Source organism: Hazenella coriacea (assembly GCF_004341825.1).
GTDB classification, from domain to species: Bacteria; Bacillota; Bacilli; order Thermoactinomycetales; family Thermoactinomycetaceae; genus Hazenella; species Hazenella coriacea.
Genome location: NZ_SMAG01000003.1, coordinates 468,898 through 491,633, shown reverse-complemented (window position 1 = coordinate 491,633; position 22,736 = coordinate 468,898). Strand labels below are relative to the sequence as shown.

Genomic DNA, 22,736 nt, shown 5'->3' with positions numbered 1-22,736 from the left:
ATGGATTAAAAAAGCCCGTATCTATAAAGAAGACGGGCATCTATTTCGTGTGAAATAGGGATTCCATATAGGGAAGGAATAGATGGAGTAAGGGACCGATCAAAAATGTAATTAAAATCGTTCCTATTCCGATTGGACCACCTATCATCCAGGCTAGCAAGAGGGCGATCACCTCTCCAATCGTTTTTGAGGTTCTTAAACTAAAACCAGTAAGCTTAGAGATCGCATACATCAATCGATCGATGGAGGTAGGAGCAAACTTTGCTTGTAAGTAGGTGGCAAGACCCAAGGCGGTCACTAGCATTCCAAGTATAAAGAGTAGGAATTTCCAAATCCAAGCTGTTGGTTCTACTGAAATAATCAAAAACCAGCCATCGATGATCAACCCAAGAGAGAAACTAGTTAACATCGCATAAAAATCGGGACGTTCTCTCATTAGTATGGCATTAATAAAGATCAAGGCGATACCGACAATGATCACCCAACTTCCTACACTCAAACCTGTCAGCTTCGCTAACCCAACATTCAGAGCGTCCCATGCACCTGTACCGATGTCAGCCTGGATGGCTATAGTAATTCCTAAACCTAGGAAAGCAAGTCCAATAAAATATGCGATGATTCGATTCATGGTGACACCTCTTAAAAATAAAAATAAAAAAGAAAGCCAGTCCCTGGTAGGAGGAACCGGCTTAGGCCTTAGAAACCTTGTAAAGTGGTCCACACTTCTAATTTCGTTTGAACTTTGCGGATGACTTCATTAGTGAAATCACTGGTAGTAGAACTACCCCCCAAATCAGATGTACGTATTCCCTCACGAACGGCTTCAATGACAGCCTCATAGATCGCTCGCGAAGCAGCAGTTGCTTTTGGCTCATTGAAATAAGTGAGTAAAGAAGCGGAAGCTAAGATCATTGCCATGGGGTTGGCAACATTCTTACCATAAAGGGAAGGGGCTGTTCCATGGGGAGCCTCTGCCATGACTACTTGGGTATTAAAATCGTCATCGAAACTCATCAAAATGGACTCTGAGCCAGCGATCGAACCAAATAGTTGTAACACAAGGTCACTTAAGCAGTCCCCATCACGGTTGAGTGCAGGGATCACCATCGGATCTCCAGAATTACTAATTAAAAGTGCATAGGTTGCATCAATTAATTGTGGTTCATAGCGAACTTCAGGATAACGTTGACTTGCCGCATCCATTTCTTCTTTTAACATACCTTCATACACAGGACTTACGGTGAATTTAGGACCACCAAATACTTTGGCGTTGGTTTTTTTGGCATGACGGAAAGAATATTCCGCTACTGTACGACAAGTTTTCCGATCGATTTTCTCGGTTCTAAACGCTACCTCATCTAAATCTTCACCTTCACGCCATTCTTTCGCTCCATAAGCATCTCCAACAGCCATTCGGACGACGGAGATCGGGGAGTGAATGCCTGCAACAGGACGAACACCAGGAATTCTACGACCAGTACGAATAATGACCTTACCATCAATTTCTTTACGTAAAATAGCGTTAGGACTACCGACATCCCCTGTGACTTCTGGGGTGATGGTTGCGGCTTTTATACCGAAACCTGTGCGTTTCATGGCTTTTGCAGCTTCATGAACGACTTGGTTGTTTGTTTCACGGCGGTTTTCTAAGCTAAGATCATACGTTTGGAAATCAATTTCAAAGCCAATCACATTGGGATCAAGAACACGGAGGGCTTCATCTAGTAGCTCTTGTCCGGTTTGATCCCCTTTCATAATTACGACTGATTTGATGTTACTCAACTAACTCACCTCTAAAATATATAGCATTCCTTGTTTATTATACCCTTACCCTATACTTGTTACTAGACGCAGAAGATTTGGACAAATTGACATACGTAATTTTCTTTTTAAAGAGCAAACATTCTTTTTTCATTTTGTTAGAAAATCTCAACTTTCTTTTTTAGATACATTACGTTAGGGTATAAAAAGAGAATGGTTTGAATTATAAGGAGGAAGAAATGCTTGACAAAAAAAATAAAAACTCTTTCTATTATTAGTGTATGTTTTTTGCTATTATTGACGGCTTGCTCCAATGAACCTAGTACCACTATGGCTGGTCCCGCTTGGGTAGAGGAGAAAATCTCCGATATGTCGTTGGATCAAAAAATCGGACAAATGTTTTTAGTCGGATTTGAATCATCAGGTCAACAAGAAGCAACAGTCATGAATGATCAAGCCAAAGAATTGATAGAAAAATACCATGTTGGAGGTATTCTTCTATTTGAACGTAATATTAAAAATATGAATCAAACCGTTGAGTTAAATCATCAACTTCAATCTTTATCTTTGTCTACTTCTGAGATCCCTTTACTTTTGGCGGTTGATCAAGAGGGTGGGAAGGTGATCCGGATTAAAGAAGGTGTGACTGTTTTTCCCGGAAATATGCCACTAGGTGCCACACGGGATCCACAACTAGCTTATCAAGCAGGAAAGCAAATGGGTAATGATTTAAGAGCTTTAGGCTTCAATCTAAACTTAGCTCCTTCATTAGATGTAAATAACAATCCAAAAAATCCGATTATCGGAGTTCGTTCTTTTGGAGAAGACCCTCAACTGGTAAAGCAGATGGGGATTTCAATGATTAATGGATTTAAGGATGGAAATATATTAGCATCTGTCAAACACTTTCCAGGTCATGGGGATACATCGTTGGACTCTCATATCGATCTTCCACAAGTAGCTCATTCCCGTGATCGACTAAGTCAAATCGAATTGGTTCCATTTCAAGCAGCGATCGAGAAAGATGTAGATATTGTGATGACTACACATACGACCTTTCCAGCTATTGATCCGACTCCTGGGTTGCCAGCAACTCTCTCTAAAAAGGTGTTAACTGACTTATTAAGAGGTGAGATGGGCTATCAAGGAGTAATTGCTACAGATGATATGGAAATGGGAGCTATCGTTAAACATTTTGGAACTGAAAAGGCAAGCGTGTTAGCGATTCAAGCAGGCGCTGATCTTGTATTAATTGGTCACTCTCTTGAAAAACAAAAAGGAGCGATTGAGGCAGTTAAGAAAGCAGTGGAAGATGGAACCATTACGGAAGAGAGAATCAATCAATCTGTAAAAAGAATTTTGCAATTAAAAGCTGAACGATTGGGAGAGAACTCTATTGTCAAACAACCTCTACCTTTGGTGAAAAAGGGATCAGAGCTTACGAGTAATCCGGAGGTTGCAGAAAAGATTGCTGAACAATCAATCACATTAGTCCAAGATCCTAAAGGTCAGCTACCTGTAAAGCTGGACAAGCAGACTCAATTGCTAATTTTAACAGAAAAACGTCCCAAAGGCTTTGAGGAAGCTTTTCAGCAAGAAGGACTTCAAGCCAAATCGATCTATTTAGATAGGCTCCAATCTAAAGATATTCCAGAGTTGCTTCAAAAAGGGCAAGAAGCGGATGTGATTCTAGTAGGAATGAGTGATGTAGCTGCGGACTCTCCTATGATCGAGCTCGTGAATCAATTGTCAGGACTCAAAAAGCCAATCATTCATATCGGTCTAGATACTCCTTATGAAGTGAGTCTACTTCCGAAAGGTTCTACATATCTAGCGATTTATGGCTCAACTCCTACTTCTTTGCATGCCGTTGCTAAAGCAATTCATGGTAAGATAGAACTGAAAGGGCAATTACCTGTTACTGTTTCACCTTAAAATCAATCAAGTGAATCTCATTTGATAATCTTCTAAGTAGTTTCTGAAAAATCATGTAGGGTATACACATCATTAGAAAGGGGGATGAAACATGATTGTTTCTATTAGTATTGGTGTCATTGCAATCGCTGTGGTTGTACTTGTCATTTTCTTGATCCGATCCCTCATCTCTTTCAATCAAACGATTCATCTGATGAATCAAACGTTAAATGAGTTGAAAGGAAAAGTGGAAGTGGCAGTGGATGAATCGACGCAAACGTTGAAAGAGACTAGATATCTAGTTGAAGATTTTCGTCAAAAGTCACAACAAGCAGATGCTGTCTTTCAATCGATGAAAAAAGCAGGTGAAAGTTTAGAAGAGGTCTCGACTGAGATTGTCCGACAAGCTGAGGTCAATAAGAGTCGTTTAAGTAACCTAGTCGCTCTTGTAGGCGCTGGGATTGATATAGCACGTAATCTTCAAAAACCAAGAAAATAGGGAGGGACGAATATGAGTAATCAAAATGATGGCATTAGAATGAGAGATTTTTTACTTGGAGCTGTTGTGGGAGGAGTTGTAGGAGCGACAGTTGCTTTGCTTACCTCTCCAAAGTCAGGAAAAGAAATGAGAGAAGATCTTAAACAAGGTGTAGAAAATATCAAGGATCGTAGCGCTGATTTTCTGTCTAATATTAAAGAAAATACCGATGATATGTTGGAAAAACTTAGCGATGTGAATGATTTTATTCAACATAAATGGCCAGAATGTCAAGTGGTGCAAAGTAAAAATATAGAGCTTAAGTCGCTTCCTGTTAACCAACCTCAAGCATTACTGCCTGAACTACAAGAAGAAAACAAGGAATCAAATGAATCGAAATAGAATAACTTTTACAGAAGGCATCCTTTTTGGATGCCTTTTACATTTAACATTTTTTTAGCTTAATTTGTATTTCTAACAAAAAGGAGTTATCTTAAAAATAGGATAGCTTGAAAAGGGTGGGTTGAAAGTGAGTGGAATCCAAAGATTAAGAACAGAAGAAGAATTGAATGTGCTGTTAGAAAGCTCCAAAGACGCTGGAGTTTTCATATTTAAACATAGCACCTCATGTCCTATCAGTGCTCATGCATATGAAGAAGTGAAGAAATTCATCCGAAAAGGGCATCATGGTGAGGTTATTGGGCTCATTTTAGTCATTGAGGATCGTTCCTTGTCTCAAGGGATCGCCAAACGCTTTGGAATTAAACATGAGTCACCTCAAACACTTTACATTAAAGAGGGTACCCATGTTGCTTGGGATGCATCACATGGGGAGATTACAGAAGAAAACTTAGAAAAAGCAAAGCAGACCTGATCTTGATGGAGGTTGTTGCTCTTCAACCTAGTTAGTTCAGTTATGAATTGGCAAGGTGCACTTGACTGGTGTGTAAAAAGAGATTCATGAAGTATGTATGCAACAATCTCTGGTATGGGAAAGATCAGAAGGAGGTTGTCATGTCTTCAAAAGAATTAGGAGAACGTGCATGGAAACATGTGGCAGACGAGTTTATGGAGCGTTTGCAACAGCATCAACGTTATTTATTTCATATTGCGTATCGATTAACAGGGAATCGGGAAGATGCCAAAGATTTAACGCAAGAGACTTTGTGGCAGGCCCATCGGAAATCAAATAAGTATGTATACGAAAAATCGCTCAAGGCGTGGTTAAAAACATTGATGACCAACCGTTTCCGTGATCAAAAGCGTAAAAAAAGCTTAAATCTAGTTACTTTGGATGATACTTTTATCCAAGCAGAGCCTACCCCCACCTCATCTTTATCGGTAGAGGAAGAGGTGGAGCAAAAACTACTATTAGAACGAGTGAAGCAAGAGATTATGGATTTGCCCGAAATTTATCGACGTGTCATTATTTTACGTCATTATCATGGTTATTCTTATACTGAGATAAGTCAAGAGTTGGAGATCCCTGAGGGAACCGTCAAAACCCAGCTATTTCGATCTCGAAAAATGCTTAAAGATCGGCTCTCCAGGAAGGATTAAAGGGAGATGGCTGAGTGATGTCTTCATGCAAAGAGACCGAACCACTCATTCAGTTATTGTTGGATGGGGAATTAAATGAAATAGAAACTAAAAGGGTGAAAGATCATATCAATAGCTGCATGAAATGCCGCAAACAAGCACAAGAAATGATCCTTTTATTTCATAGCTTAGACGAAATTGGTATGGAAGAAAGGATTCGTCAGCGTCGCTTGTTTATGATTCCAGCAAAATGGATAGCTGTTTGTATGTCAGTCTCTTTTTTGTTGCTATTATCACCGATTGAATCTAAGCAAGCAGAAGAAGAGTCACTTCCACTCACGAGTGTAAAGCAGATAGGACAAGAAAATTCAAAGCTATGGGATATGTTGGTGTTAGCTACTACCTCAGAGAAGCTACACATTCCTAAAAATGACTCGCTTCAAGTTGTCCAGCCGATGGAACTGGATACTTCTTTGCAGACTGATACAGCTTGGGTTTATCCAAGTGCAATGCCTTTTTTTCAAAAAGGAGATCAATCGTGGATGAATCGCATTAACCGACTTATATTAGTTAAGGTGCCAGATCATGAAACCTTTCAAACCTTTTTGTCGAGCACAGGAATCCAGATGGAGTCTGAGGAGTGGGGCGACAGAGAGTTAAACTTCCCTGTTTCAATCATTATCCAAAAAGGAGATCAAACCCATTTTGAAACTTTCCACTTTCCTGATAATGAGAGCGGGGTAACTACTTACTTTGAAAAATTTGCAGCTCAAGATCCATAGATGACAGGGGACTCTTTTTTAGATATAATAGGCAAAATTAATCTATCCTGTAAAAAGTATTTTGATGATTGATTTGACTAGGGCATCATAATAGAAGAGTAGAGAGGAGAAAGACGAGTGAGCGATCATAAAGTAGAAGAGCTGCGTAAACAATTAGATCTAATCAATCTACAGCTATTAGAGTTATTAAATCAGAGAGCTTCTTTGGTTCAAGAAATTGGGGAAGTAAAGAAAAGACAAGGGATCAGTAAGTTTGACCCTGAAAGAGAAAGTGATATGTTGGACCTACTCATTAGGCAGAACCGAGGTCCTTTTAATGATGATACAGTTCGATACTTATTTAAACAGATTTTTAAAGCATCTCTAGACTTACAAGTGGATGATCATAAAAACACACTGGTAGTCAGTCGAGAAAAGCATCCCGATAATACGATTGTGCAAATTCAGGGATATGAAGTAGGGAACGGAACTCCTGTTGTTGTGGCTGGTCCTTGTTCTGTTGAATCAGAAGAGCAGGTATTTCGTGTAGCTAAGGCATTAAAAGAAGAAGGGATCACTCTCATGCGTGGAGGTGCTTTTAAGCCACGTACTTCTCCCTATGATTTCCAAGGATTAGGAGAAGAGGGACTTCAGATTTTACGTCGAGCTGCTGATCAATATGATTTGAAAGTAGTTAGTGAAATTGTAAGTCCAAGTGATATGGAGATGGCTGAGCAGTATGTCGATGTGATTCAAATCGGTGCACGAAATATGCATAACTTTGAGCTTTTAAAGGCAGCGGGAAGTGTTCGGACCCCTGTCTTATTGAAACGGGGACTAGCCGCAACGATCGAAGAGTTTATTTTTGCAGCTGAATATATCGCATCACGTGGAAATACACAAGTAATGCTATGTGAACGTGGAATTCGGACTTATGAAAAGTGGACGAGAAATACACTTGATATTTCAGCAGTCCCAATCTTAAAGAATGAAACTCATTTACCTGTATTTGTAGATGTGACTCACTCAACTGGACGAAGAGATATTTTATTGCCTTGTGCTAAAGCTGCATTGGCGGCAGGAGCGGATGGGATCATGTTGGAAGTTCATCCTAATCCAGCTGTTGCTTTATCTGATGCTAAACAGCAAATTGACATTTCATCTTTTTCTGCATTTATGGACGAATTACGTAAATGTCAATTTTTGTCCAAAAAAGAAGGTTAAAGTCTAAAGAAAAACTTTGGACAGTCATTTAAACTAATAAGGTGGGGAACATGCCTTCGCTAATTAAATAGCGATGCTGTTCACAAAAAAGCGTACAGACGATTGAGTCGGTTCGCTTTTTTTGGCTCAAAAATTTGTTATGATAAATATATATGGAAATAAATAATTGCTTTGCATATATATAATGAAGCAATAGTGCCAAAAGGCCTAACAATTAGGAGTTGATCCCCCCATCTTACATGACTTTATGCTATTTTTTAACAGAGCCCACTTTTCATTAAGATGCTCGATTTCGCCAATCTAATGCCAGAATCGGATGGCGGAGTGGACTGTTTTCTTTTTTCTTTAGGCAAAAGCTCATATGGATGGATCTAGGCTCTGTTGCTTCATTCATAAACGCTATGGATCATGTTAGAGTGATCATCCATAGATTGATTTTATCTATCTTAAGTGAAATGACCGATCGACTCTACCGACTGATTCTGGACAGAATCAAAGAGGAGATCTTTAAGATAACAAACTTAATCATATCAATAAGAAAAATGAAGAATGTTGGAAAATCAGCCTAGGGAGGAAAAGTCATTGAACGCTAGAAAGTATTTAGAATTGGCAAATAGAGGCCAAATGAATCCAGAGCAACTCATGGACGCTTTGGTCGTTGAGCTACCCAAGCTCATGATTTTATATCAAAAATCGGATGCAGGTAAGAAACCATTTCTATCTAAAGGAAGCCAACCTACTGAAAAATTTGTAGTCGTATGTAGCGATTTAGATGCAGCCAGAACGATCCAAGTGTCTCACCCTCAAATGGTCGAATTGGTGGAAGAGCCAGCACTCCCTTTTTTGATCAAAGCTTATCGCTCAGATGCAACTGGAATTTTAATGAATCCAGGGTTACCTTCATGTCTATTTATGGTGAAATCTCAGTTGCTTAAATTGATTCGAGAATATGCAGTACATAAACTGTCACAGTTGCCTGGACCATGGATTCCTACCATGAATCAAAATTTGTTACTTGTAGAGCACCAAAAAGGGAACTATACAGTTGCTGTCTATTCAGACATTGAAGATGCAGAGTATGTTTCCAAAAAGTCAGGTGGAACTGTTATTCAGCATCCTTGGTCAGTAGTCTTTGAGAGGTGTTATCAATTGAAGGCACCTGCTCCGTATCTACATTTTGGCTTGCCTGAAAAATGTCACCTATTACCTAAGCATATGCAAAAGATTCAACATGGACCACATGCGGGTTATGTTGAATCACAACATGTGGCACATCCGTTTGTGATGAATGAGAAACAACCTGAGTTAGAAAAGATAGAATCAGTACTGGAACAGTCACCACAACTTGATGATAAGAAAGATGAAAAACAAGGCTCAAAGGTTTTACAGGAACAAGTGATGAAACCAACTATTTCTGAAAATGAAGGGCAACCAAGCACAGGTCAAGCAAATGAATCAATAAAGCAAGAATCACCTGTACTGGTTAAAGAAGAAAAACCACATATACCGATTGTCGGTAAAGAAGGTATTATCATACAGAAACCTTCACAGGAAGCACCTAAATCTTCCCCACCTATTCAGAAAGAAAAGCCTCAGCCAAAACTTGAACCTTCTCCAGCTGTTCAAAAGCCTATTCAACGCAAACCGATTGATCCAGCTGTTAAATTAGGACTGGAGAAGCTTGAAAAAGCGACTGTTGAGGGACAAGGTTTGGCAAATGGATGGGAAGTTTGCCGGGCGATGGCGGAGTTACGACGTATATGGGTAGTGGTTGACCCTGAAGGAAATATGGTTATTTTAGCAGGGCAGGATCAAAGTCCTATTGTTGACTTTTTCACTTCGGAGCGTCATGCCCAAATTCTAATTGATGAAGCACATCGGAAAAACTCACAATTACCATCCATGATTCCACGCTTAGTTTCCACTAAAAAATTATATCGGGCTTTAGCACCCAGACACCCCATTGTGTGGATTAATCGTGGATCAACGGAAGCTTGGACCAGTATCATGGGAGATACTTTACCTTATGTCTTACAACTGATGTCACAATTGGAGAAAGAAAAGAATTAGCGATCAAGGACAGATCAACAACGAGGAGGGTTTCAGAATAGCTGATTTTTAGTATAGATCTAAATGGTGAAAGTGAAACTTCCTCCTCCTAGATTGAATTAGTTTTTCATCAACCTGCGGGTTGGTTCTTTTTTTTTCATTGGGAAAAGCTATAGTAGAAAACTCCAATCTTGATTTAGTTGAGCATTATCAATCAAAGTGGATGTTTTCTTGAAAAAATCAAGCAGAAAGTCTGAGCATACTTGGTCATTGCAAAGCGTTTGCAGACAAAAACTTTTTATCGTATGCTAAAGCTACTTAAGGGTACAAAACAAATTGGATGTGGAATAAAAAATGGGGAAGAAAAGAGAAAATATTACAATTTACGATGTGGCTAGGGAAGCAGGGGTCTCCATGGCAACCGTTTCCCGTGTCGTAAACGGAAATCCAAATGTAAAGCCTGCGACTCGGAAAAAAGTACTAGATGTGATTCGGAGTTTAGGTTATCGTCCCAATGCGGTTGCCCGTGGTCTAGCTAGTAAACGGACAACAACAGTAGGGGTTGTCATTCCAGATATATCAAACATGTTTTATGCCGAACTGACTCGGGGCATTGAAGATATTGCTACGATGTATCATTACAACATTATTTTAAGTAATTCTGACTTAAAAACAGAAAAAGAAATTCAATTAATTGAAGCGTTATTGGAAAAGCAAGTGGATGGGCTCCTCTTCTTAGGGGGAGAAGTGACTGATTCTCATCGCGAAATATTTAACCATACCTCTGTTCCAATCGTCTTAGCTGCTACTCGAGAGGAACATCAGGAAAAGCCATCTGTGACGATTGATCAGATTCAAGCAGCTAAAGAGGCCACTTCAGTTTTGATTTTAGAAGGGCATCAACAGATTGCTTATATTGGAGGTCCTTTAACGGATTCTGTCAATGGTTACCCTCGTTACATTGGGTATAAGGAAGCACTTGAAGAAAATGAGATCCCATTTGTGGAGAGCTTCATACAATTAGGGGATTATCGCTACAAATCGGGTTATGAGGCGATGAAAAATTTACTTACCTCTCATTCATCGATGACTGCTGTGTTTGCAGCTAGTGACGAAATGGCAGTAGGTGCGATCCATGCGGCTCAAGATCTTGGGCGTTCGGTTCCTGAAGATTTATCGATTATTGGATTTGAAGATATTCCCTTAGCTTCACAAGTTCGTCCATTACTTAGTACGGTGAGTGTTCCCATGTATGACATTGGGGCGGTTGCGATGCGTTTGCTAACGAAATATATGAATAATGAGCATGTTGAATCTGGACAGGTCGTTCTACAGTATAGTCTTGAGTTGCGGGATTCGACACGATTAAAAGAGTGGGAAGAAAAATAGGGCCAGGTTACTAGATATGATATGGGAAGAGGGAGTTTGTTGGGTATAGGAAAAATTGGTATTATTGGAGCTATGGATTCGGAAATTAGTCGTTATCTGAAAGAAATCGATCAAGCAAATACAACAGTGATTCAAGGGATTACTTACTATGAAGGAACCCTTTGCCAAGTTCCAGTGGTGATTTGTAAGTCAGGGGTAGGGAAAGTAAATGCTGCCATCTGTACCCAGTTGTTGGTTGACCGTTTTCAAGTAGAATCTGTGATCTTTACAGGTGTAGCAGGTGCTGTCCATCCAGAGTTGGAGATTGGTGATATTGTCATATCTACTTCTTGTCAGCAACACGATCTGGATGCGAGCCCTTTGGGATTTGCAAGAGGAACTATTCCCTTTCAAGAAACATCTGTGTTTCCTGCTGACACGCAGCTAATATCATGGGCTCAAGAGGCAAGTCAATGGATCGAAGGAGCTAAAGTATTTACAGGTAAAGTATTATCGGGAGACCAATTCATTTCTGATGTGGGCACTGTAAGAAATTTACGTGAAGAATTCGATGGTTATTGTGTTGAAATGGAAGGGGCAGCTGTTGCACATGTTTGTTATTTAAGTGGAGTTCCTTATGTGGTGATCCGCTCCATGTCTGATCGTGCTGATCATTCGGCGCAAGTTAATTTCATAGAATTTACTGAGCTTGCTGCAGAGCGTTCATTTTTGATGGTGACCCATATGTTAACACATCTACAAAAAACGAAAACAAGATCCTAGAGTTCAAATATTTGTGCTCAACTTTATAGCTAATGGTTCAAAGGAAATAAGTACCTGAGTAAGTGAAAAGAAGGTGAAACATAATACCTTTAGCTCTTACGAAGGGAGGATTTCCACGATGCCAAGAGATGTAATGTGTGAAGTTAATAACTGTGTCTATTGGGGACAAGGAAATCTTTGTGAAGCTGAACAGATCTATGTGGTCAGTCAGCAGGGTGAGCTAGCGAGTGACCAAGCTGAAACCGATTGTTACACATTTGAGAAGAAAGATTAAATTAAAAGTCCCAGTGCTTAATGATGCACTGGGACTTTTAATTTAATAACCTTCCAGAAATAGAAGGATTCTTTTGACAATTCTTTCGTTAAATTCAGTAATCTCAGCTCTCCGAGGAATTGGTGGGAAAGTTCCGTCTGGATCATGAAAGGTTAAAGGTAAGGAGACAGGACTTTGAGCTTGCCAATGATTGATCCAATCCATTGGAATAGGTTCATCATTTAGGGGATGATCAGTCATTTCGGCCCATAGATAGGTCCAAGCACGAGGAACGACACGATATAAATCATATCCACCACCCCCTACGGCGATCCAACGACCTTCACACCATTGATGTGCCCATTGGTGTAGGTATTGGGGGATCAGACGGTAAATGTTCATCGTAGCTGCAAGATGGGTTTGTGGATCAGTCCGATGTGCATCACAACCATGCTGAGAAAAGATAACGTCTGGCTTAAACTCTTGGATCACTTTGGGGATCACTTGTTCAAATGCATATAGCCAAGAGTCATCTTCAGTAAAAGCATCTAGAGGAATATTGATATTGCTTCCAAAACCAAGTTCTTCTCCACGCTCATAAACCGCACCTGTTCCTGGAAATAGATATTTTCCGGTCTCATGAATGGAGATGGTAAATACTTGTGGATCATTATAAAAGGCCCACTGTACCCCATCTCCATGATGAGCATCAGTATCAATATATAATACTTTTGCATCATACTCATCTCTGATTTTAGCGATGGCAACAGCAGCATCATTATACAAGCAAAATCCAGAGGCTTTCCCACGTAAAGCATGATGCAAACCACCACCGAGATGTAAGGCATGGCATGCTTGATTAGACATGACTTGTTCCATAGCAACCAAGGTTCCACCCACTACATAGGAAGCTACTTCATGCATATCAGGAAAATGTGGATTATCATCCGTATCAATGCCGATCTGAACCATTTGTTCATGTGTCAACTCACCACGACCTGCACGGATCAATTTGTCAATATAAAGCGGATCATGGATCAGAGTAAGTTCTTCCTCAGTAGCTAGGCGCGGGGGGATGATTTGATTTTTTTTAAGTAAATGCATCCGATTAATTAAATCCATAGTCATTCTAAGACGAATCGGATGAAATGGATGAGAATCGTGAAATTCATACCGATAAAGATGTTCGCTAAATATAAAGCAAGGTGTTTTATTCATGATGCGGTCCCTCCGAACCTTTCTACCGCAAGGATCAATAGTATTGTCGATTGACAAAGCGCAAACGGTCAAATTGTTCAACTGAATCTAAGGGGACATTTTTGCCAACTCTCGCCATTAAGCAATTGGCTGGATGGGCTGTAATCTCAGGATCATCTGTCGCAAACCACTGCATTCCAACACTTCCCATTAACTTTTCCATCACTTTCCGATACTCCCATACAGAGAGCCCAGTCCCTTTTAGATCCCAATGCCAATAGTACTCTGTCGAAATCACAATGTAGTTTTCCATATAATCATCAGCAAAAGCTGTTCTTAACATCTCTTTGCCAATCCCACCATGACGATAAGGAGCAGCGATCTCTATGGCGCCGAGTTCAAGCAAATCGATCATTTTTCCTTCTGACCAGCGTTCGAGTGGATCAGGATACAAAAAAGTGACATACCCCACGATACAATCCCCGTCACGTACGATAATGATTCGACCTTCTGGTAAACTAGCAATTCCGATCAGAGCTTCTTTCTGTTCCTCAGGTTGCCGAAAGGCCACAAGTCCCTCATGAAAACGATAGGCTGCAATCTGTTGAGAGGGAACAGGACCTTCCACAATCAAAGTTGTGTGAGAAGTCGAGATCTCTTGGCGGTGGAACGTTTTGATGTGTTCCATTTAATTCTTCTCACTCCTAGTTTATTTTTCTGTGATCGAATAACATCAAGGCCCTATGAATGTATAGTAGAAACAGACTGATTATGCGGATAATAGGGCTTTAGATATATCATATTGTACCATATAGACCCAAATTGATAATGTTCAAACATATGATATAATAGTGACAAATGGAATCGTTTTCATTTGCCATAAAGGAGGAGTTTAATTGGAGCATACAGAACGTATTCCAGTACAAACTTCCAGGAATAATATGTCCAATTATGAAGAAGCTGTAAAAATATTTGATTGGGGACAAGTGGAGAAAAATTTCACTTGGCATACGACTGGAAAAGTAAATGCAGCTTTTGAGGCGATTGACCGTCATGTAGAATCGGGTAAAAAGGATCAGATAGCTTTAAAGTATAGTGATCAAACACGAGATGAAAGTTATACATTTGGACAAATGAAAGATAAGTCCAATCAGTTTGGAAATGTATTACGTCAATTAGGAGTCAAAAAGGGAGATCGGGTTTTTATCTTTATGCCTCGAAGTCCAGAGCTATATTTTAGCTTTTTAGGAGCGATCAAAATTGGCGCTGTAGTTGGACCACTATTTGAAGCATTTATGCAAGCTGCCGTAAAAGATCGTTTAGAAAATAGTGAAGCAACAGCCATTATTACTACTCCACAGCTTTTGGAACGTGTACCTGTGGACGAGCTTCCTCACCTTAAACACGTGATCTTAGTAGGAGAAACGGAAGATTTAAAAGAAGGTCAGTATAACTTTGGGGAAGAGATGGAACGAGCCTCAAAAGAGTTAGAGATCGAATGGGTTGACCGTGAAGACCCCATGTTGATTCATTATACTTCTGGATCGACAGGTAAGCCCAAAGGTGTACTCCATGTACACAATGGGATGATTCAACATTACCAGACCGGTAAATGGATCTTAGATCTCCAAGAAGGGGATGTCTATTGGTGTACGGCTGATCCTGGTTGGGTAACAGGAACGGCTTATGGAGTTTTTGCCCCATGGTTAAATGGAGTTACTAATGTGATTCGTGGAGGACGATTTAGTCCAGATGACTGGTATCAGACACTTGAAAAGAATAAAGTGACTATTTGGTATTCCGCTCCAACCGCTTTTCGTATGTTGATGGGAGCCGGAAATGAAGTTGTGAAAAAATATGATCTCTCTTCTGTTCGACATATCTTAAGCGTTGGAGAGCCTTTGAACCCAGAAGTAGTTCGCTGGGGCATGGAGGTATATGGCAAGCGGATTCATGATAATTGGTGGATGACGGAGACAGGGGCGATTCTTATCTCTAACTATCCTCAGATGGATGTGAAGCCTGGCTCCATGGGCAAACCATTTCCAGGAATCGAGGCAGCGATTATCGATGACCAAGGAAATGAATTACCACCTTACCGCATGGGGAATTTAGCAATTAAGCCCTCTTGGCCTTCAATGATGCGTCAAATTTGGAATAATCCTGCCAAATATCAAGAATACTTTGAGATTGAAGGTTGGTATGTCTCGGGCGATTCTGCTTATATAGATGAAGAAGGTTATTTTTGGTTCCAAGGACGTGTAGATGATGTGATTAACACATCAGGTGAACGAGTTGGACCATTTGAAGTAGAAAGTAAACTCGTTGAGCACCCTGCTGTAGCTGAAGCGGGTGTGATCGGAAAACCAGATCCTGTTCGAGGAGAAATTATTAAAGCTTATATTTCTCTACGTGTGGGTTATGAACCATCTGATCAACTGATTGAAGAGATTCGTGCTTTTGTCAAAACGGGGTTAGCTGCTCATGCTGCACCACGTGAGATTGAATTCAAAGAGAAACTTCCTAAAACAAGAAGTGGTAAAATCATGCGTCGAGTGTTAAAAGTTTGGGAATTAGGTTTACCAACAGGTGATTTATCCACGATGGAAGATTAAGTAAGAACATAATATAAAATACCCCTCTTCCTAGTGATGGAAGAGGGGTTATTACTTATGGATCGAATTATTTGCTTCAGTCTTGATCTGTCATACTAGTCGGTCTGATCTTATTGGGTTGGATTTGGTTGTTGTTCACCAGTTGTAGGTGGTTGCTCTGTTTGCTGCGGTGGTTGTTCACCAGTTGTAGGTGGTTGCTCTGTTTGTTGTGGTGCTTGCTGTTGCTGTGGTTGTTGCTCACCGTCACCATCACCAGCTGGCGGTGGTGGTGGAACTTTATCGCACTCAAAGCATTTATGCTCTACTTCACCGCGTGAGCTATCAAACTGAGTCCCTTTTTTAATGAGATCAGGTCTTGTCTTTGCAGCAGCTTTAAATAGTTTCACCCAAGCTGTTTTAGCAAGGTTTTTACTACCTTTTGCATTGTAATCAAAGCCAGACCAAACACCGAGTGAAACTTCAGGTGTGTAACCTACGAACCATAAATCCCACTCATTCGAGGTTGTCCCTGTTTTACCCGCTACCGTGTATCCCCCTACAGATGGTCCGATGCTTCCAGCTGCCGTTCCAGATATGACTACTTGGCGTAACATTTGTGATAAAGAGTAGGATGCTTGTGGAGAGAATACTTGTTTAGGCTTGTTTGCCTCATGGAAGTTATAAATTTCTTTCCCATCGGCATCTGTGATTCGGTCGATCAGGTGGGGTTTATTATACACCCCATTGTTTCCAATCATCGCAAAAGCTGCAGTCACTTTGTCGACAGTGTATCCATTGTACATCCCACCAAGAGCAGCTGCTTCCCAGTCATTCTTATGTGGAGGAAGATCCATCTGGCGTAAGTAATCAAACCCTTTTTCGAACCCCAGTTGTCGGAAGAGTTTTACTGTGGTTCTGTTTAAGGATTTTTTCAATGAGTCAGTTGCACTAATGGCCCCATATTCGCCCCCACCTGAATTTTTGTAATACTTGTTGGTACCTGTTTTTTGAACGGGCTCATCGATTAGAATAGAGCCGGGTGAGATGAGTCCTTCATTTAATGCTGGTCCATACACAAGTAGGGGTTTAATCGTCGATCCTGGTTGGTTGGTAGCTTCAAAAGCATGGTCCATCTCATCTTTAGCAAAGTCCGTTCCAGCAAAGAAGGAGAGGACAGCACCCGTTTTATTATCGATCAGTACAGCTCCCACTTGTTCTTGAACCATTTTCCCGCGAATTTTTTTCGATGGGTAATGGAGGCCTTTTAAAGAATTATTCATCTCATCGTATAATTGACGATCCACGGTGGTATAGATGTGAAAGCCGCCTTGGCGGACTTGTTTTTGGTAATCTTTAGTGGTTTTATCTTTGGCTTCTGGATTACCTTTATCTTTCTCACGAAGAATTTTCATTGCTTCCCGTTCAACAGCTGTCACGATAAAGGGATACTCATTATAAGCATTGGTAAATTGATCACTAGTGGCAAGAGAGCCTTTCAAATCGAACGCAATCGCTTCGTTATACTCTTGCTGTGTAATTGCCTTTTGCAATAACATCTTATCTAATACTTCTTTCATCCGTTCCAATCCGACTTTTAAATTCTCTTCACCACGGAATGGATTGTATCCGTTAGGACGTTGAACCATACCAGCTATATAAGCGGCTTGGGCAAGATTTAACTCATCTTGGGATTTATTAAAAATACCTTTAGCTGCAGCTGAAACCCCAGACATATTTTTGTTATGAGCGCCTTTACCGAAAAAGACACCATTTAAGTAGGAGAGGAAAATCTCCTCTTTATTATAGTACTTCTCGATTCGGATCGCGTTGATAATCTCTAATGCTTTCCGTTCATAAGACTGGGTACTATCTTTTAAAACCTCTAATTTGACTAATTGTTGTGTAAGTGTTGACCCACCTGAGGTCTCTTCGCTACCTGATATTTGTTGATAAGTAGCACGAAGCAAGGAGCGAGGAACAATTCCTTTATGCTGATAGAATTCACGGTCTTCAACGGAGAGAAAAGCTTTGATGAAATAAGGGTTTACCTGATCCAAATCCGTTAACAATTGGCGATCTAATTCTGTGATCATCGCACCGATTCGTTCAGGTTCCTTTCCTTCTGGAGCTCCAAAGTATGCATAACTAGTCTGTGACCAACCTTGTAACTTTTCATCAAAATCCTCTTTGTTTCGTATTTTCTCATCTTTGGCAATCGCTGAGACCAATCCAGCACCAAAGCCTAAAGAAGCAACTGATACAATCAAAATCATGACAAAACAGACAAAAAAGACTTGAAGCATTCGTTTAAAGATAGGTTGACCCAAAAATTTATTTTTCTTTTTCTGTTTTGGGTTGAAACCATCTTTTTGCATCCAATGATTCCCCCTTTGCAACTGCCAAATCATTATATCACAGGAACCAAGAAGGCAGTTCATAGAAAAATATTGACGATTAGATGAAATTGAATTTGGCTGTGGATGACATCATGTTTGCATCTAAGTGATTCGGTTTGCATGGTTCCGTGGTGTTTAGATCCTTTCCCCATGGTTAAGTACATGATGGGAATAAGGAAACGATAGCGAGAATCTGCTCCCGTTTTTGTTTGACTGTTGCAGTCAGCCACACATCTTTTTTAAACTAAAAGTGATGTGTATAGACGAAAAGACTTTTGATTGATGTGTTAAGCATTATATTTTAAAATAGTGTCTACTCTTCTTATTCGTAACTTCATTCGGAAATTGTGTCCTTTACTACAAAAAAAATTCTAGAACTGCTGGGGATGAAAATGACCAAATATCTAAGTAATATAGCTTGATGTTCATCCTCTTGTGTTTTCATAGAAAAAAGCCTCCATAAAATCTGGAGGCTTTCGACTTTGCGTTTATTCTGATCCTTCTTCTCTATTTGGAGGCTCAGGTATGATTGGTGGTGTTGTATTTGGTGGTGGAAATGTAGGAGGTGTTGTAATCGGCGGATCTGGATCTCGATGCCCAGGTGGTTTTGTACCGCCTTTTCTATGATCGTCCTGCTTTTTCTTGTCTTCCTCTGCTTGTTTCTTCTGATGATAATCACGGATTCGATCACATTCGATACAGGCGATCCCTTTTACACCGCCACCAGGGCTATTAAAGCGAGCCTTTTTATCAAAATACCCAGGGTTTGCTTGGGCAGCAGCTTTAAAGATGTTGACCCAAGCTTGCTTGGTGAAGTGACTATTATGTTTCATGGAGAAGTTATAGTCATATCCTCCCCAGACGCCTAAAGTGATCTGTGGTGTATAACCGACAAACCAGAGATCCTTATCGTCAGAGGTTGTTCCCGTTTTTCCAGCGAGATCATAACCACTAACTTTACCTCCAACATATGCACCTGTTCCAGTTAATACTTGGCGTAACATCTTGTTCGTTTCAAAAGCAGTTTGTGGTGTGAAGACCTCTACTGGTTGTGTTTGATGTTCCCAGATTACTTTACCATCAGCATCCTCAATCTTGGAGATCATGAAAGGCTTGTTATATTTCCCGTCATTCCCAAGGGTTGCAAAGGCTGCTGTCATTTTTTCAACCGTGTAACCATTGGTAGCTCCACCGATGGCTGCTGATTCACCATCATTTTCATGAGGTGGAATTCCCATCTTATTTAAGTATTCAAATCCAGTTTGATGTCCCATGTGGTTAAATACTTTAATCGCAGGAATGTTGTAAGAGTATTTCAAAGCTGTACTGGCATTTACAGGACCTTTATATTTATTGTTTGCGTTTTTATAGTAGCCTGAACCATCACTTTTTTTGATCATTTCATCTAAAATGAGTGTACCTGAAGAAATAACTCCTTCATTCACCGCAGGGGCATAAACGAGTAATGGTTTAATTGCTGACCCAGGTTGATTCGTTGCATGTAAAGCATGATCTTTTTGGTTTATATTTTGACCTTGATTAGCTCCAGAGACAAAAGCTAGAACGGCTCCATTGCGATTGTCAATGATTACAGCACCTAATTGTTCATGATCTTTGATTCCCTTATAGGTTTTGTCACGAAACTTGAGTCTCTCTGTGGCTGCTTTGTTAACGGCATCATACATTTGTTGATCAATCGTTGTGTAGAAACGATACCCACCAGACATTGCTTTCTTTTTATAATCCTTTAAGGTGGCTCGGTATTTCCCTTGTTTACTTAGTTCTGTGATATTGAGATTATCCATCTCCATGAATACTTCAGCGGCTTCTTCTTCGATTGCGTGCATAATAAAGGGATACTTGGTATAGCTGTTCTCAAAATCACTCGGTTTTGCTAATGAAGCTTTGATATCAAACTTCAACGCTTCATCATACTGTTGTTGCGTGATTTTTTGGTTTGCTAACATGTTATTTAAGACGATCTTCATTCGGCTTAAACCACGTTGTAAGTTTTTCGGGTCTTCAGAAATTGGATTATAATCGTTAGGGCGTTGAACCATACCAGCAATGTATGCTGCTTGAGCAGGTTCTAATTGATCAACCTCTTTATTAAAGAGACCATGGGCTGCAGATTGAACTCCATACATATGTAAACCATCTGCGCCTTTTCCGAAGTAAACACTGTTTAGGTAGTGAACAAAAATCTCCTCTTTTTCAAACATTGAATCTAAACGAATCGCAAGAACAATTTCTTTTGCTTTTCGAGAGACATCTTTATCTGAATTTTTCAAAATGACGTTTTTAACCAATTGCTGGGTGATGGTACTACCACCCGTTTTTGTATCTGACTTCGTAGCTTGTTGGATCGTTGCTCGCATGAGAGAACGGGGGACGATTCCACTATGTTCATAAAACTCTTGATCCTCTGTCGAAATAAAGGCGTCAATGAGGTATTTACTTACATCTTTAGTCGATGTCACTGGTTTAATACTATTTCCGTTATTACGTAACTTACCGATCAGAACAGAATCACCATTTTTATCCTTATTTTGAAAATAAGCATAACTATTCTGCGTCAAACTATCGAAATCTTTTTGAAAGTCATCTTTGGTACGTAATTTTTCGTCTTTAACCATTGCTGAGACAATTCCTGCTCCCACTCCAATGCCTCCAACAATTAGTACAAGACTAATAACAAAGAGGACAAACAAAGTGGTAAGGGTTCCTTTGAGGATGCGCTTTCCTAGAGGTCTGTTTAGACTTTCTGATCGTTTTTTATATTCTTTCCCCATGGTCTTGCTAACCCCCTCACATTGGGTTATATTATATCATAATTACCGAAACATCTGTTTTGGTCAAGGCATAAAATAACAACAAATTGATTAACTGGAAAAGGCAGTGAACAAGCTTAGTAGCCAGTAGGTACGATTACTCAGAGAGCTGATGGTTGGTGTGAATCAGCAATCGACTACAGGGTGAATTACACTTGGGAGCTTGGTGTGAATTTTGTGCACCCGGAGAATACTCTTCGTTATGAAAACCAAGCGGAAAGTTTATATATAACTTTCAATTAGGGTGGTACCGCGGAATCAACCTCCGTCCCTTTTTAGGGATGGGGGTTTTTTATTTTCATTTTAATCAGAGGTGATCCAATTGACAACAGAAGAAACCATACAGCCAGAAGTGAAAGCAGAGATTGAACGACAACTGGCAATTTTAGAACGTGGTGTATCAGAGATTTTACCGATGGATATGTTGGAAGAGAAGATTAGACGTTCTCTTGAAACCCAAACTCCCTTAAAAGTAAAGCTAGGTCTTGATCCAACAGCTCCTGATATTCATATTGGTCATACTGTAGTCTTTCATAAACTACGTGATTTTCAACGATTGGGTCATATGGTGCAATTAGTCATTGGTGACTTTACAGCACAGATCGGAGATCCGTCTGGAAAGTCAGAAACACGGAAGCCATTAAGTGAAGATGAAGTAAAAAAGAATGCAAAAACTTACACGGATCAGTTGTTCAAGGTGTTAGACCCTGAAAAGATAGAAATTCACTTTAACAGTCACTGGTTAAGTCCACTTACTTTTGCAGATATCACTAAGCTTGCAGCTAAATGTACAGTAGCTCGGATATTAGAACGGGATGACTTCTCGAAGCGTTACCATAGTGGTCAAGCAATTGGTATTCATGAATTTTTCTATCCTTTAATGCAGGGGTATGATTCTGTAGCCCTTCATACAGATGTAGAGTTAGGTGGGACGGATCAAACCTTTAACTTACTGATGGGACGTCAACTTCAAAAAGAGTATGGTCAAGAAGAACAAGTGATTTTGACTATGCCACTTCTTGAAGGGCTCGATGGTGTGAAGAAAATGAGCAAAAGCCTTGGAAATTACATTGGTATTGATGAAGAACCAAGTGAGATGTATGGAAAAGCAATGTCAATTCCTGATGAGCTCATGCTTAAATACTATGAGTTAGTTACTGACCTTAGTCTAGCTGATTTAGAATCATTAAGATCGGGTCTTGCTCAAGGTACGATCCATCCACGTGATGCCAAAATGAAACTAGCTTTTACTTTAGTACGTATGTACCATGGTGAAGAAGCAGCTAAAGAGGCAGAGGCTCGTTTTCGGACTGTATTCCAACAGCGTGATTTACCCGATGAGATTGAACAGGTAACAATTAATAACAATGAACTCAACGATGGAAAGATCTGGATTGTTACTCTTCTATCTCAATTGGGATTAGTTTCTTCTAATGGAGAAGCACGACGAATGTTACAACAGGGCGGTGTACGAATCAATCAAGAAAAAGTGACTGATGTTCAACTACAAGTCAAAGTGGAGAATGACATGGTTGTACAAGTGGGTCGTCGTAAATTTGCCCGTGTTCGATTAGGATAAAAGTTGCTC

19 protein-coding genes and 1 other annotated feature are annotated in these 22,736 nt (G+C 40.0%); of the genes, 13 read left to right on the top strand and 6 right to left on the bottom strand.

Annotated elements, in window-relative coordinates; all coding sequences use genetic code 11:
* Positions 1–40: 40 nt before the first annotated feature.
* Both EDD58_RS08550 and EDD58_RS08545 read right to left on the bottom strand, forming a co-directional pair.
* Positions 41–721, bottom strand: a complete 681-nt coding sequence (locus EDD58_RS08550; RefSeq protein WP_279389102.1) for a YczE/YyaS/YitT family protein — start codon at positions 719–721, stop codon at positions 41–43.
* Positions 697–1,755, bottom strand: a complete 1,059-nt coding sequence (locus tag EDD58_RS08545) for an isocitrate/isopropylmalate family dehydrogenase (RefSeq protein WP_131924508.1) — start codon at positions 1,753–1,755, stop codon at positions 697–699. The genes EDD58_RS08550 and EDD58_RS08545 overlap by 25 nt, the downstream gene beginning before the upstream one ends.
* Positions 1,756–2,004: 249 nt before the next feature.
* Between EDD58_RS08545 and nagZ the strand changes: the two genes are divergently transcribed.
* From nagZ to EDD58_RS08490, 11 genes are all read left to right on the top strand, one after another.
* Complete coding sequence (gene nagZ, locus EDD58_RS08540) at positions 2,005–3,696, top strand: beta-N-acetylhexosaminidase (RefSeq protein ID WP_131924429.1); 1,692 nt, start codon at positions 2,005–2,007, stop codon at positions 3,694–3,696.
* Positions 3,697–3,787: 91 nt separating this feature from the next.
* On the top strand, positions 3,788–4,174 hold the full coding sequence (locus EDD58_RS08535) for a DUF948 domain-containing protein (protein WP_131924428.1): 387 nt from the start codon (positions 3,788–3,790) through the stop codon (positions 4,172–4,174).
* A gap of 12 nt (positions 4,175–4,186) precedes the next feature.
* Positions 4,187–4,555, top strand: coding sequence for a YtxH domain-containing protein (locus EDD58_RS08530; protein WP_131924427.1), 369 nt, complete (start codon positions 4,187–4,189; stop codon positions 4,553–4,555).
* Positions 4,556–4,682: 127 nt separating this feature from the next.
* Positions 4,683–5,027: a bacillithiol system redox-active protein YtxJ gene (gene ytxJ, locus EDD58_RS08525; protein ID WP_165875891.1), complete on the top strand. Its 345-nt coding sequence runs from the start codon at positions 4,683–4,685 to the stop codon at positions 5,025–5,027.
* Between the two features lie 140 nt (positions 5,028–5,167).
* The gene (locus tag EDD58_RS08520) at positions 5,168–5,713 is read left to right on the top strand and encodes an RNA polymerase sigma factor (RefSeq protein WP_165875890.1); all 546 of its coding nucleotides are present in this window, start codon (positions 5,168–5,170) and stop codon (positions 5,711–5,713) included.
* Positions 5,714–5,730: 17 nt separating this feature from the next.
* A complete protein-coding gene (locus EDD58_RS08515) occupies positions 5,731–6,474 on the top strand; it encodes an anti-sigma factor family protein (RefSeq protein WP_131924424.1) in 744 nt (247 codons plus the stop codon).
* 117 nt (positions 6,475–6,591) lie between these two features.
* Complete coding sequence (locus EDD58_RS08510; RefSeq protein ID WP_131924423.1) at positions 6,592–7,677, top strand: bifunctional 3-deoxy-7-phosphoheptulonate synthase/chorismate mutase; 1,086 nt, start codon at positions 6,592–6,594, stop codon at positions 7,675–7,677.
* A 582-nt stretch (positions 7,678–8,259) separates the two neighbouring features.
* A complete protein-coding gene (locus tag EDD58_RS08505; RefSeq protein WP_131924422.1) occupies positions 8,260–9,747 on the top strand; it encodes a hypothetical protein in 1,488 nt (495 codons plus the stop codon).
* Positions 9,748–10,080: 333 nt separating this feature from the next.
* Positions 10,081–11,115 carry a catabolite control protein A gene (gene ccpA, locus EDD58_RS08500; RefSeq protein ID WP_131924421.1) on the top strand — a complete coding sequence of 345 codons (1,035 nt, stop codon included), beginning with the start codon at positions 10,081–10,083 and terminating at the stop codon, positions 11,113–11,115.
* A 39-nt stretch (positions 11,116–11,154) separates the two neighbouring features.
* Positions 11,155–11,877: a 5'-methylthioadenosine/adenosylhomocysteine nucleosidase gene (locus tag EDD58_RS08495; protein ID WP_243648682.1), complete on the top strand. Its 723-nt coding sequence runs from the start codon at positions 11,155–11,157 to the stop codon at positions 11,875–11,877.
* 118 nt (positions 11,878–11,995) lie between these two features.
* Complete coding sequence (locus tag EDD58_RS08490) at positions 11,996–12,151, top strand: DUF1540 domain-containing protein (protein ID WP_131924419.1); 156 nt, start codon at positions 11,996–11,998, stop codon at positions 12,149–12,151.
* A gap of 42 nt (positions 12,152–12,193) precedes the next feature.
* Here EDD58_RS08490 and EDD58_RS08485 read toward each other — a convergent pair whose 3' ends face one another.
* The gene (locus EDD58_RS08485; protein WP_131924418.1) at positions 12,194–13,348 is read right to left on the bottom strand and encodes an acetoin utilization protein AcuC; all 1,155 of its coding nucleotides are present in this window, start codon (positions 13,346–13,348) and stop codon (positions 12,194–12,196) included.
* Between the two features lie 34 nt (positions 13,349–13,382).
* Positions 13,383–14,015: a GNAT family N-acetyltransferase gene (locus EDD58_RS08480; protein ID WP_131924417.1), complete on the bottom strand. Its 633-nt coding sequence runs from the start codon at positions 14,013–14,015 to the stop codon at positions 13,383–13,385.
* Between the two features lie 208 nt (positions 14,016–14,223).
* Between EDD58_RS08480 and acsA the strand changes: the two genes are divergently transcribed.
* Positions 14,224–15,942, top strand: coding sequence for an acetate--CoA ligase (gene acsA, locus EDD58_RS08475; RefSeq protein ID WP_279389101.1), 1,719 nt, complete (start codon positions 14,224–14,226; stop codon positions 15,940–15,942).
* A 110-nt stretch (positions 15,943–16,052) separates the two neighbouring features.
* Here the strand turns inward: acsA and EDD58_RS08470 are convergent, their stop codons facing one another.
* Complete coding sequence (locus EDD58_RS08470) at positions 16,053–18,296, bottom strand: transglycosylase domain-containing protein (RefSeq protein ID WP_165875889.1); 2,244 nt, start codon at positions 18,294–18,296, stop codon at positions 16,053–16,055.
* A 509-nt stretch (positions 18,297–18,805) separates the two neighbouring features.
* On the bottom strand, positions 18,806–21,109 hold the full coding sequence (locus EDD58_RS08465; protein WP_131924415.1) for a transglycosylase domain-containing protein: 2,304 nt from the start codon (positions 21,107–21,109) through the stop codon (positions 18,806–18,808).
* Between the two features lie 97 nt (positions 21,110–21,206).
* Positions 21,207–21,424, top strand: a binding site (T-box leader).
* 46 nt (positions 21,425–21,470) lie between these two features.
* Here EDD58_RS08465 and tyrS point away from each other — a divergent pair.
* Positions 21,471–22,727 carry a tyrosine--tRNA ligase gene (tyrS, locus tag EDD58_RS08460; RefSeq protein ID WP_131924504.1) on the top strand — a complete coding sequence of 419 codons (1,257 nt, stop codon included), beginning with the start codon at positions 21,471–21,473 and terminating at the stop codon, positions 22,725–22,727.
* The last annotated feature ends 9 nt before the right edge of the window (positions 22,728–22,736 follow it).

Bases quoted from the DNA above. Each gene is read 5' to 3' on its own strand.
- EDD58_RS08545 (WP_131924508.1), bottom strand. From the start codon at position 1,755: ATGAAAGGGGATCAAACCGGACAAGAGCTACTAGATGAAGCCCTCCGT.
- EDD58_RS08535 (WP_131924428.1), top strand. From the start codon at position 3,788: ATGATTGTTTCTATTAGTATTGGTGTCATTGCAATCGCTGTGGTTGTA.
- EDD58_RS08530 (WP_131924427.1), top strand. From the start codon at position 4,187: ATGAGTAATCAAAATGATGGCATTAGAATGAGAGATTTTTTACTTGGA.
- EDD58_RS08520 (WP_165875890.1), top strand. From the start codon at position 5,168: ATGTCTTCAAAAGAATTAGGAGAACGTGCATGGAAACATGTGGCAGAC.
- EDD58_RS08515 (WP_131924424.1), top strand. From the start codon at position 5,731: ATGTCTTCATGCAAAGAGACCGAACCACTCATTCAGTTATTGTTGGAT.
- ccpA (WP_131924421.1), top strand. From the start codon at position 10,081: ATGGGGAAGAAAAGAGAAAATATTACAATTTACGATGTGGCTAGGGAA.
- EDD58_RS08490 (WP_131924419.1), top strand. From the start codon at position 11,996: ATGCCAAGAGATGTAATGTGTGAAGTTAATAACTGTGTCTATTGGGGA.
- EDD58_RS08485 (WP_131924418.1), bottom strand. From the start codon at position 13,348: ATGAATAAAACACCTTGCTTTATATTTAGCGAACATCTTTATCGGTAT.
- EDD58_RS08480 (WP_131924417.1), bottom strand. From the start codon at position 14,015: ATGGAACACATCAAAACGTTCCACCGCCAAGAGATCTCGACTTCTCAC.
- EDD58_RS08470 (WP_165875889.1), bottom strand. From the start codon at position 18,296: ATGCAAAAAGATGGTTTCAACCCAAAACAGAAAAAGAAAAATAAATTT.
- EDD58_RS08465 (WP_131924415.1), bottom strand. From the start codon at position 21,109: ATGGGGAAAGAATATAAAAAACGATCAGAAAGTCTAAACAGACCTCTA.